Annotated in this window: 11 protein-coding genes; 5 read left to right on the plus strand and 6 right to left on the minus strand. The window is 55.6% G+C overall.

Annotation, left to right across the window (positions count from 1 at the left end):
* The first annotated feature begins 5 nt into the window (after window positions 1-5).
* On the plus strand, window positions 6-839 hold the full coding sequence (locus E3E51_RS03140) for a MinD/ParA family protein (protein WP_167911610.1): 834 nt from the start codon (window positions 6-8) through the stop codon (window positions 837-839).
* Here the strand turns inward: E3E51_RS03140 and pyrE are convergent.
* Window positions 795-1,346, minus strand: coding sequence for an orotate phosphoribosyltransferase (gene pyrE, locus E3E51_RS03145; protein WP_167911723.1), 552 nt, complete (start codon window positions 1,344-1,346; stop codon window positions 795-797). The two genes, E3E51_RS03140 and pyrE, sit on opposite strands and share 45 nt — an antisense overlap.
* 116 nt (window positions 1,347-1,462) lie before the next feature.
* Between pyrE and E3E51_RS03150 the strand changes: the two genes are divergently transcribed.
* Window positions 1,463-2,206, plus strand: coding sequence for a PrsW family glutamic-type intramembrane protease (locus E3E51_RS03150; RefSeq protein WP_167911611.1), 744 nt, complete (start codon window positions 1,463-1,465; stop codon window positions 2,204-2,206).
* Here the strand turns inward: E3E51_RS03150 and E3E51_RS03155 are convergent.
* The 5 genes from E3E51_RS03155 to E3E51_RS03175 form a co-directional block, all read right to left on the minus strand.
* Window positions 2,190-3,869, minus strand: a complete 1,680-nt coding sequence (locus tag E3E51_RS03155) for an ATP-dependent DNA ligase (RefSeq protein WP_167911724.1) — start codon at window positions 3,867-3,869, stop codon at window positions 2,190-2,192. The genes E3E51_RS03150 and E3E51_RS03155 overlap by 17 nt on opposite strands.
* Before the next feature lie 44 nt (window positions 3,870-3,913).
* Window positions 3,914-4,816 carry a pantoate kinase gene (locus tag E3E51_RS03160; protein WP_167911612.1) on the minus strand — a complete coding sequence of 301 codons (903 nt, stop codon included), beginning with the start codon at window positions 4,814-4,816 and terminating at the stop codon, window positions 3,914-3,916.
* Between the two features lie 69 nt (window positions 4,817-4,885).
* Entirely contained in the window at window positions 4,886-6,481 is a 1,596-nt protein-coding gene (locus tag E3E51_RS03165; protein ID WP_167911613.1) for a Na+/H+ antiporter NhaC family protein, read from the minus strand.
* A gap of 309 nt (window positions 6,482-6,790) precedes the next feature.
* The gene (gene udg / locus E3E51_RS03170; RefSeq protein ID WP_167911614.1) at window positions 6,791-7,378 is read right to left on the minus strand and encodes a type-4 uracil-DNA glycosylase; all 588 of its coding nucleotides are present in this window, start codon (window positions 7,376-7,378) and stop codon (window positions 6,791-6,793) included.
* A gap of 9 nt (window positions 7,379-7,387) precedes the next feature.
* On the minus strand, window positions 7,388-7,747 hold the full coding sequence (locus E3E51_RS03175) for a hypothetical protein (protein ID WP_167911615.1): 360 nt from the start codon (window positions 7,745-7,747) through the stop codon (window positions 7,388-7,390).
* Between the two features lie 158 nt (window positions 7,748-7,905).
* Between E3E51_RS03175 and tes the strand changes: the two genes are divergently transcribed.
* From tes to E3E51_RS03190, 3 genes are all read left to right on the plus strand, one after another.
* Window positions 7,906-9,678 (plus strand): tetraether lipid synthase Tes, encoded by a 1,773-nt coding sequence (gene tes / locus E3E51_RS03180; RefSeq protein WP_167911616.1) that lies wholly within the window; start codon window positions 7,906-7,908, stop codon window positions 9,676-9,678.
* Between the two features lie 9 nt (window positions 9,679-9,687).
* Entirely contained in the window at window positions 9,688-9,990 is a 303-nt protein-coding gene (locus E3E51_RS03185; protein WP_167911617.1) for a DUF3213 domain-containing protein, read from the plus strand.
* 171 nt (window positions 9,991-10,161) lie between these two features.
* Window positions 10,162-11,467 (plus strand): methyl-accepting chemotaxis protein (locus tag E3E51_RS03190; protein ID WP_167911618.1); only part of this gene is annotated, 1,306 nt, incomplete at its 3' end.

The following is an 11,467-nucleotide window of genomic DNA, read 5'->3' on the forward strand; positions in this document are numbered from 1 at the left end:
AGAGGGTGGTGTCAGTCGTTATAACAGGAAGGGGCGGTGCCGGGAAGACCACCATGACCGCAAATCTAAGCACATATTTCTCAAAGAGGGGCTATCGGACGCTCGTCATAGACGGTGACCTCTACCTTCCAAAGCTCGCCTTTCATTTTGGCATATACAACCCGGTCTACAACATCCACACCCTCCTGAAGAATCCGGAGATGCGGGTTCTCAACGCTGTGTACCACGATGTGAACACGGGCGTGGATGTCCTCCCGGGAAGTTCAAGGCTGTACGATGTGCTCGACCTCGACAACAAGCGCCTTAGAAACATCGTGAGGGAAATCTCGGCCAGATACAAAATAACGATAATAGACTCTCCAGTCGGGATACCCTTCGACACAATATCGACCTTCAGGCTCGCCCAGTACCAGCTCATCATACTGGAGATAGAGCGCTGTCCGATACACTCGGTGCACAGGATGGTGGAGAACGAGGTCATCAAACTGAAGGCCCTGGGGGAGGCCTACGGCCTGAAGGTGGGCGTCATCATCAACAAGGTCAGGGAATCCTCCGCCAACATAGACGACGTGGTGGACTTCCTTGAGTACAGCGTCGACGTTCCAGTCGTCGGTATAATCCCCTACGACTACAAGGTTCCGGAAGCGACAAACATGGGACGGCCCGTCCTTGACTACGCGCCGCACGCGCCTGCATCAAAGGCCATAAGGGAAGCCGGCTCCGTTCTGGACGAGTGGATATTCGGAAGGAAGAAAAAAGAGGGCATCCTCCACCGGTTCTACGAGGCGATAATCTCATTCATCCACTCCGGCAGAGCCCCTGCGGGCAAAAAGCTCTGAAACCGTGACGAGGGGGATAAACCGGTACCTCCCCCCTATTCTCTCACCGGCGCCCTCCTCCCTGTCGACCACCACGCTTATGGCGGCTATCTCCGCTCCGGCCTTCTCCAGAACCTCCGCCGCGCGCAGAACGCTCCCCCCGGTGGTCGTCACGTCCTCGACCAGGAGTATCTTCTCGCCGGGCTTTACCTCGCCCTCGATCTGGCTCCCGGTGCCGTGTCCCTTGGGCTTCTTGCGGACTATGACGAGGGGCTTTCCGGTTTCCAGCGATAGGGCCGTCGCTATCGGCACGGCTCCAAGCTCCGGGCCGGCGACGCGGTCGAACTCAATCCCGAGTTCCTTGGCCTTCTCGGCCATCAGCCTCGCGATTATCCTCAGCGCCCCGGGATTCGTGGAGAGCTTCTTGACGTTGATGTAGTAGTCGCTCTCCCTTCCTGATGTGAGAACGAAGCGGCCGAAGAGGATGGCTTCCTCCGAGAAGAACATGTCGATGAGCTGGCCTTTCATATCCCCCATTTTGAACACCTTCGTGTAAATTTCTCGGCAGTTCCAAAGGAAAATCTACACGAGATTTAAAAAGCTTGAGGCCAAAATTAATAAGGGGGAATGGTTGAGAAAATACCATGCTCACGCCGGAAAAAGTCATCGAGTACTACTTCGGAATTATAACCGTAGTTGGCGGTCTCTCCGTCCTGCTGGCGGTCAAGTACACCCTCCGGAGATGGCGCTCCTTCCCGAAGAACGGCTGGAAGGTGGGCTCATTCGCAACCGCCCTCGTCGGCCTCATCGTTGCATCACTCCTGGAGACACCGCTACTGTTCCTCAAGACGTGGATTGCACTGGCCTTTGCGGCCGGGATAATCGAGGAGTCGGTGAAGCTCCTGCCCATGAAGTTCTTCGAGCGCTCGCCGGAATGGGAGAAGTGGAGGCTCGTCATAGGCGCGGGGCTCTTCCTTGGAATCATAGAAGGTTTAATGTACACCGCGGGAATCTTCGCTCTCAACCAGCCGGCATATCTCGTTGGGGTCAGAATCGTCCTCGCGGGACTCCACGCCACATGGGCGGCCATCACGATCGGCTTCCTGCTCGGCGAGCGGGGATGGAAGCGCTTCACGGGGCTGGCCTTTTCGATGATAGCGCATGCCCTCTACGACCTCCCCTCCCTGGCGATGGTGGACGGCTACCCCGGAACCGTCGTGGCGTATCTGGCCGGACTCTCAACGGGCTTCCTTCTCGTGACACCGCTGATGGCAAAGAAGGCCGCCGAGATGGCCGGGAGACTGGTTCCAGAGGAAGGTGAAGGGCAGGACGAAGTGCCGGAGAATATTGAAGAAACGGAAGAAAACGAGGTCACCTCTTCGCCTTGAACCTCTCCTGGAACTCGTAGAGCTGGGCTATGCGCTCGATCGTGTCCGCCTCCTCGGGACTCTTGTCCTCCCTCAAAGCGACGTAGCGCGGGAAGCGGAGGGCAAAGCCGCTCTCGTACTTCGGACTCTTCTGTATCTCCTGGTAGGTGACCTGGATAACGACCTTCGGCTCTATCTCGACGTACTTGCCCTCCTCACGGACTATGAGGGGCTTGAGCATCTTGGTGAACTCGGCCAGGTCTTCATCGGTAAAGCCGCTCCCGACCTTTCCGACCGGGACGAACTCTCCGCTGTGGGGGTCAAAGGCCGCAACCAGGAAGGAGCCGAGGAGGTGTGCGCGCCTTCCTTCACCCCATTCGGCACCGATTATAACGAGGTCGAGGTCCTCCATCGTGGGCTTTATCTTGAGCCACTTCTTGCCCCTGTTTCCGGGCTCGTAAACCGAATCCAGACGCTTCGCCATCAGCCCCTCGTGGCCGAGCTCAAGGGCGCGCTGGTAGAACTCCTCCGCCTCGTCAGCGTTATCCGTGACAAGCTGTTCAGCCAGCCTTATCCGCTCGTTCGGGGAGATTATTCCCTCAAGTTTTTCCCTGCGCTCGGAGAGAGGAGCGTCTATAAGCCCCTCACCGTCAACGTAGAGGACGTCGAAGAAGTTCAGCTCAAGGGGAATCTTCTCCACCATCTCCTCGATGTTGTACTTTCTCCTGAAGCGCCTCAGCACGTACTGGAAGGGTCTGGGCTTTCCTTCCTCGCCCACGGCAACGAGCTCGCCCTCCACGATGGCTTTTTCAGCTTTTACGCTCTCAAGAACCGCTGAGACCACGTCGGGTATTGACTTCGTCACGTTCTCCAGCCTGCGGGAGTATATAACAACCCTGTCGCCGTCTTTGTGGACCTGAACGCGCGCGCCGTCGTACTTTATCTCGAACGCCGCCTTTCCGCCCATCTCTGCCAGAGCCTCCTTCACGTTGGCCGCGTTCTGGGCGAGCATCGGTCTTATGGGCTTGCCCACCTGAATTCTGACCTTTGAAAGGCCCTCGTTGCCCTCAAGCTTGGCCACCTTCGCCACGTATCCGAAGTCGCTCGTGAGCATGTAGGCCCTCTCGACGAGCTCGGCCTTGACTCCAAAGGCGCTCGCTATGGCGTCCCTCATGAGCCCCTCGGCAACGCCGGTTCTCATCGTTCCCAGAACCGTTCTGGCGAGGTACTTGCCCTCCTCGGGTTGCGCGTCCATGAAGAGGTTGGCCAGGTGCTTCAGCTTTCTGTCCTGACTCCCCTGCCCGCTCGCCTCTGCTATCTTAATGAACGTGCCGTAAACACGCTTTATCGTGAGGGGCTGGGAGAAGAAGCTCTTCTGCTTTTTCTTCTTCAGGGCCAGGGCGACGCTCTCACCGAAGTCTCCGGTGTCCCTCACCGAGTTCTCTATCTCCCTCTCGGGAACGCCGGTTGCCATGGAAACGGCCTTTATGAGGAGCTTCTCGCCAACCCCAAGTTCTCTCTCATCCCAGTCAGGGAAGACCTTTCCGAGAATGAGGTACGGTATTATCTCAAGGAGCTCATCGGGGGTTCTCTTCAGAAAATCGGAGACGAACCTCGTCTTGAGGGTCTTGAGTGTCGTTTTTTCAAGGCGTCTGTAGAGGTCGGCCAGTTCGGCATATTTCATCTTCACCACCCGGGATAGGTTAGGAAGAAGGGAGATAAAAGGGTTTAGCCGACCCACCTTCCCACCACGGGCCGGCCCCCGTGGATTCCGGTCACATCGTAGGGCAGACCGAGATCGGCCAGGAGGTTCTTCGCTCCCTCGACCTCCTCCTTCCGGAGAAGGGCAAAGAGACCCCTGCCCAGCATTATCATGGAACTGGGATTTCTAAGTACTCTATCAAGCTCCCCCGCCAGTTCAAGGAGCTCTCCGTTCAGAAGGCCCGTTTTCTCGGCGAATTCCCTCGCCAGAACCATCATCCTTTCCGGACTCGGCTCCCGGAGGAGCTTCTCAAGTGCCTCATTTCCCTCGCGCTCTATGACCTTCACAACGTCGCCGTCCAGAACTTCCCTCGTTGATAGCCTTCCAAGAGGAACCACGAGAACCCGGTAGTCCTCGAAGAACAGATTGTCGACAACCCCGATTCCCGGGCCGCCCGCCTTAACGCGAACCTCTATCCCGCCGGCGAGCTGGGCTATGACGTCCCCGAGGCCGCCCCTGTTGAGAACCTCGTACTTGTGCGCTATCTGGGCGGCTTTAAGCCACGTCCCGCCGAAGGCGTAGCTTAAGGCCAAAGCAGTTCCCAGGGCACCGCCGGCGCTGTTACCGAAGCCGTATCCGTTCGGGAAGTCGAAGTACTGCCAGATTTCAACCTCTCCGTGGAAATCCTCCGGAACGAGTTCGTCCGCGACGGAGTAGCTTATGACCGCCCTTTTCTTCCCAACCGGCTCGCCGTTGAAGGCAACGTGTACGTGTCTCTCCAGGGTGCCGGTTTCTATGCTCGCGAAGACGTTGACACCCTTGTCGAGGTTCACCCCCGCCCCGAGGGAGCCGGCTTTGAGCGGGTCATCGTGAAACATGGGGACGAAGAAGGCCGTTATGTGAGCGGGAACGAAGGTTCTAACGAGCAACCTCTCACCTCCGAGAAGAGGGTCGAACCTTTGCCTTTTAAAAGTGGCGAGAAAAGGGAAAAAGAAAGCTCACTTCTCTGCCACGTACACCGGAACCTTTCCGTGCGGTATGCCGTACTTCCTGCCGTACCACTCCGTGAGGAAGTACCAAGCGCCGACGAGGAGAACAAGGCCAAGCGGAAGGAGTATCGCCCAGCTGTGGACGCCGAAGCCAAAGAGCACGTAGAGTATGATGCCAACGCTCGATGCGGTTACCGCGTACGGCACCTGCGTCGTGACGTGGTCTATGTGGTCCGAACCGGAGAACATTGAACTCATGATGGTCGTGTCGCTGATCGGTGAGCAGTGGTCGCCAAAGATACCGCCGGCGAAGACAGCACCGATGGCGGCGAAGACCTCCGGACCAACATAGCCGGTAACCCCGTAGGCGAGCGGTATGGCGATGGGCAGCATTATGCTGAAGGTTCCCCAGCTCGTTCCGGTCGTGAAGGAGATGAACATCGAGATGAGGAACACTATCAGCGGCACCCAGCTGCCGGTGACGCCGGCGCTCTTGGCGAGGTCAACGATGTACGGGGCGGTCCCGACGGCGTCGGTGGCGCTCTTGATGCTCCAGGCCAAGAGCAGTATCGTGTTGGCTATGATCATCTGCTTCATACCTCGGATTATGGCGTCCTCGGCTTCTTCGACGGTCATGCGCCTCATTCCCAGGACGAGGAAGAAGGCAACCACGACCATGGCGAAGGAGCCCCAGAGAAGCGCCAAGGCAGAGTCGGAGTTTCCAAGAACACCCATCAGTCCATCGGTGGCGTAGACCTCGCTTCCGCCGCCGGTATACCACATGCCGTAGAGGGTGACGAATATGAGCGTCAGTATCGGCCAGATGAAGATGTGGACGCTGCCGTCCTCCTTCGGCATGCCTAGGTCAACCTCGGTTGTCATGAGCGGCCTTGCGCCATCGCGGAGGACTTTGCCCTCGGTCCTGGCGCGCATCTCTGCCTTGAGCATCGGGCCGTAGTGCCTGTGGGTGAAGGCCACGATGAAGACCAGTATTATCGCGAGTATCGAGTAGAACCTGAAGGGAACGCTGTGCATCCAGGCGACGTAGGCGCCGTAGTCAACGTTGAGGTCCTTGAAGGCGTCGCCGATGAGACCGACCTCGTAGCCTATCCAGGTAGAGACTATGGCCAGTCCCGCAACCGGCGCGGCCGTCGAGTCGTCTATGTAGGCGAGCATCTCACGGGAAACGCGGGTCCTGTCGGTGATGGGCCTCATGGTGTTACCGACTATGATGGTGTTGGTGTAGTCATCGAAGAAGATGAGCACACCGAGGAGCCATCCCATCAGTGAGGCACCGCGACTGCTGCGTACTTTGCTCGCCAGGGCGCGGCCTATCGCCATCGCTCCTCCAGACTTGTATATCAATCCCACACCCGCACCGATGAGGAAGTCAAAGATGAGTATCTTGACGTTCCAGTCATCGATGGCGTTGCCTACTATCCAATCGAGGGTTTGGGTGGTTCCTGTCACAGGGTTCCATCCGGAGACCATTACACCTCCAATCCAGACACCGGCGAACAGAGCCAGGATAACCCTCTTCGTCCATATCGCCAAGATAATAGCCACCAGAGGCGGCAGCAGAGACAGTATCCCAAAGTCCGACACAGTTTCACCCCCATCTAAATACCATGCCTTGAATTCTTGGGTGGAATATAAGGTTTCCTGAAAAGTTTTTGACACAATGACATGTTTCCGAAAATCTCGTGGGCCGTTTCCATACATTTGAATCTGATTTCTTGCATTTTAGTGAATACTGGTGTACTCCTGCATTAATGCATGCTTTCAAGTACAATAATGCGCACCAATACCATAAAAATCTTTCCCAGAAAAGCTTCAGAAAAGAGACATTGGGGCTTAAAAAACGCTAAAGAAGGGCGACTCACTCGGAAGAGTATTTGAAAATTGAAGGGCCTTTCATGATTGGCCATCTATCAGCTCTCTAAGCCTCTGAAAGTCCTTTCTCAACTCCCCCCTCAGAGGCGGACGGTAGAGGGCAACGGCCGGGTGGTACATCGGCATTATGACGAATCTGCCGAAGAGCGTGTGCGCCTCGAAGGTCTTTCCGTGTATCCTGCTTATCGGCTCGACCTCGAAGCCGAACTTCTCAAGGATGTACCTCATGGAGTGCCTTCCGAGGGGAACTATAACCTTAGGCCGGATTATGTCTATCTGTCTGTCGAGATAGGGCGAACAGGCTTTGATTTCCTCCTCCGTGGGGTCGCGGTTTTCCGGCGGGCGGCACTTGACTATGTTTGTTATGTAGACCTCCTCCCTGCTCAGGCCTATCTCGGCCAGGAGCTCGTCGAGCACCTTCCCAGCCCGACCGACGAAGGGAAGCCCCCTCTGATCCTCCCAGTAGCCGGGCGCTTCACCAACGAACATCACCCTGGCGTCGTAGCTCCCGGAGCCGGGAACGGCGTTGGTTCTAAGGCTCCCGAGGGGACACTTCTGGCAGCTCCTTATACGCTCCTCAAGCTTTCTCATGGCCTCTTCCTTTCCCATGGAAACACCTCATCTCTTGAGTGCGAGCGTTTTCTGGGAGAGGTACGCGCCGAGGAACTCGACCCAGGCGGTGTAGTAGCCCTTCTCGTACTCGTCGCGGAACTCGTGCTCAAGTATCCCCTGGAAGTGATTCAGCAGATTTTCGGCCTTTTCCCTGTCGTGCTCGTTTATGAGCTGGACTATAAGCGCATCGGTGTCGTTGTCCTTGAGGGCGCTTATGAAGCCGTTTATTGCCTTCCCATAGCCCCTGCCCCACTCGTCCGAGCCGGCCATCTTCTGGAGCTTCTCCAGGTGAGCCTTGGCTTTGGTAAAGTCCCTCTTGAGCAGGGCCCGTAGGAACATCTCCATTCTCATCTCTCTCGCCGGCATCCCACCACCGGAGTAACTTTGATGGCGTGCTTTTAACCTTAGCCCTCTACCCAGATGTGGGGCATAGATATGCAGGAAAATCTTCATATTTACGCAAAAGTTTTTATACCTGATGATTGGATAAGTGACCAAAGGCGAAAGTTGAAGAGGTGGGTAGCATGGCAGAGAGCGTTGGTGAAGTGCCCAGCGGCGAGAAGGAATTCAATCAGCTAACGAGAAAGATCAGGGACATAATCGAGTTCCCCGAAATCAGCGAGGAGCAGTTCCAGGAGATGATCAAGGAGGCCAGCAGGGCGTACGGTGGGCCGCTGCCGCACAGAACGTACTCCATATGTCCAGAGACCAGAAGGGTCGTCCCGGCACTCATATGGGAGAAGGATGGTAAGGTCTGGATAACCAAGCGCTGTCCCGAGGGCATGATAACCGATGTCTATTACGAGGATGTTGAGCAGTACTACCGCTTCCAAAGGTGGAAGTTCGACTTCAAGCTCATGAGCACCAACGTTGAGAACAGCGGTGTCAACTGTCCCTTCGACTGTGGAATGTGTGCCAGACATCGCTCTCATACGAACCTTTTGAACATAGTTCTGACCAATAGATGTAACTTATCATGCTGGTATTGCTTCTTTTACGCTAAAGAAGGTCAGCCGATTTACGAGCCAACCCTTGAGCAGATACGTATGATGCTCCGCAACGCGAAGAAGCAGTATCCCGTCGGTGCCAACGCCGTTCAGCTGACCGGTGGCGAGCCAACCATCAGGGAGGATCTCGTGGAGATAATCAAAATCGCGAAGGAAGAAGGCTATGACCACGTTCAGCTCAACACCGACGGAATAAAGCTCGCCTTCGACCCTGAGTTCGTGAAGAAGATCCGCGAGGCGGGAACCAACACCCTCTACCTCAGTTACGATGGAATGACGCCCCAGACCAACTGGAAGAACCACTGGGAGATTCCGCTCATCTTCGAGAACGTCAGAAAGGCGAACGGCCCGGGCATAGTTCTCGTGCCGACCACCATAAGGAACGTCAACGACCACGAGCTAGGTGCGATTATCAACTTCGGTCTGAATCACCTGGACATCGTCAGGGGCGTCAACTTCCAGCCACTCTCGATGACGGGCAGAACTCCCAAGAAGGAGCGCCAGCGCTTTAGGATAACCATCCCGGGTGCGATAAAGCGCATTGAAGAGCAGACCAATGGGGCCATATCTATGGACGACTGGTATCCAATCCCAATAGCGGGCCACATAGCCAGGTTCTTCGAGGCATTCACTGGTTCGCGCTACTACATGACGAGCCACTACTGCTGCGGCGCGGCGACCTACATCTTCCTCGACAGGGAGAACAAGAGGGTCGTTCCGATAGGAAGGTTCCTCGATGTGGAGGGCTTCGTCGAGTACCTGGAGAGCAAGGCGGAGGAGATAGAGGGATGGAAGACCCTCGGAAGGCTCCAGAAGCTCAAGCTCGGCGCGGAGATATTCATGAAGTTCAAGAGCTTCTACGACGAGAAGTACGCCCCCAAGGACATCGGCGTCCTCGAACTCATAAAGAACGCATTCATGCACGGAAACTACGACGCCCTCGGAAAGTTCCACATGAACTCGCTCTTCCTCGGGATGATGCACTTCATGGACGAGTACAACTACGACGTTGAGCGCGTTGAGCGCTGCGTCATCCACTACGCCATGCCGGACGGAAGGATAGTGCCGTTCTGCACCTTCAACGTGATTCCGGAACTCTACAGGGACAAGGTGCAGGCACAGTTCAGCTACACATGGGAGGAGTGGAAGGCGCTCCACCCCGACTGGGAGTACCAGAAGGACAAATACATCAGAACCAAGGAGTTCGTCGAGCGGATGAAGAACAGCGAGCTTTACCGGAAGACGTACATCGACATAGAGGACTACTTCGGGATAAACCCCAAGGGGTGAGGTGGTAGAATGACGGCCAAGCCGGAGAAGAAGCTCACCAGACTGCTCCTCAAGTTCGGAAACATAGACCCGGAGAGGGCAAGTGCCAAGCAGTACGAGCTCCTGAAGGACAACAGGGTCTGGAGGGCGTTCATCAACGGTTACTCCAGGAACGGCTTCGTGATATTCGACGGGGAGGCCCTCCCGCGGGAGGAACTCCTCGAAAAGCTTGGCGACCTGGAGCCGGAGATCACAGGAGAGGAGACCGTAACCGTCGGGGAACTCGTAGAATCCAGCTACTCGTGGAATAACGTCCTCGGACAGGTTTCATGATGCCACGAATCCATCCGTATCTTACCGTATCTTAACCTTTTCTCCCCTCTCCAAGTTGTAATTACCTACATACCGCCCTACACAAAAGGGATTTAAGTTTTAAGTCCGTATAATGTCCAGTAACCTCGTAGGGGTATTGGAATCCCCTGCTCATTCCGGGAGGTGGTCCCCTTGGAGTTCAAGAAAAAGATTGTGCTAACGACAGCCGTTGCTGTTCTGATTACAGTGATTCTGGGCTCCCTCATCGCAGGCTACAGCACCCTAAAAATGCAGAAGGACGTCAGCAAGACCCTCGACCAGGAACTAGGCCAAAACCTGCCAAAACTAATGGCAGAGGGAATAAAGGAGCCCATAACAGAGGAGGCAGGAACGATAGCGGTCGGCTCGGCAGAGCTAGGTGCCAAACTCTTCGATGATTATTTTGAAAAAATGCGAGTTATGGGAAAAGTTGCCATCGGTGCCGTTCACGAGGCCTATTCTAACTACGATGAAAGCGACCCCCAGTTCAGGGCGTTTCTTCTGGACAGATTCAAGAGCGTTAAGGAGCTAGACCCCAACGTGGCTTACGTCTATTTCGGCAGTGTCAATGGCGGCATGTACATGTGGCCGGATGAAGAACTGCCCCAGGGCTACGACCCCAGACAGAGGCCCTGGTATCAGGAGGCGGTATCCAAGAACGGTCCGGTATGGACCGAGCCATACAAAGATGCCTCCACGGGAAAATGGATAGTCACGTATTCCGAGCCGATATACGTTAATGGAAAACTCGTTGGTGTCATAGGTGTCGATGTTTTCGTTTCTACGCTGATAGAGCAGTCAAAGGAGATAACCATCGGTAAGAGCGGATACATAGCCATTGTAAACAAAGACGGAACCACCATAGTGCACCCCAATGAAGAACTGGTTCAGAAGCTCAACATACACGATGACCCGGACCTTGCTCCCCTTGTCAAGGAACTCGAAAAGAACAAGGACTCGGGATGGGTTGTTTACACGTTCCAAGGCGTCGAGAAGGTCGCGGGATACAAAAGAATGAAGACAACGGGGTGGATAGTACTGGCCACAGTCCCGATAAACGAGCTGACCGACCCGTTAACCAACGCGATGACTGACGTCCTGGATAAAAGCACCGAGCAGGTGACGGAGAACGTGCACTCAACGATAGCGGCGAGCACAAAAACAACCCTTCTCGGCATGATTGTGGCGGTGTTAGTCGGCCTCCTCATGGTGTTCGGGGCCTACAGGGTGCTCGACAAAACCCTCGAACCCCTTGAGAAACTCAAGAGTGTCGCTCAGGCCCTTGCCGAAGGTCGGCTCAGTGACGTCAACAGGGAACTGAGGCAGATACAGTACATTGAGGATGATGAGATTGGGGCGCTTATAAGGGCTTTTGAGGCTGTTGGGAAGGATCTCGTGGGAACGCTTAACGCTATCGGCGAAAAACTCGAACGCCTCGCAGAAGGAGACTTAAGCAACG

This window comes from Thermococcus sp. 21S7 (assembly GCF_012027615.1).
Classification (GTDB): Archaea; Methanobacteriota_B; Thermococci; order Thermococcales; family Thermococcaceae; genus Thermococcus.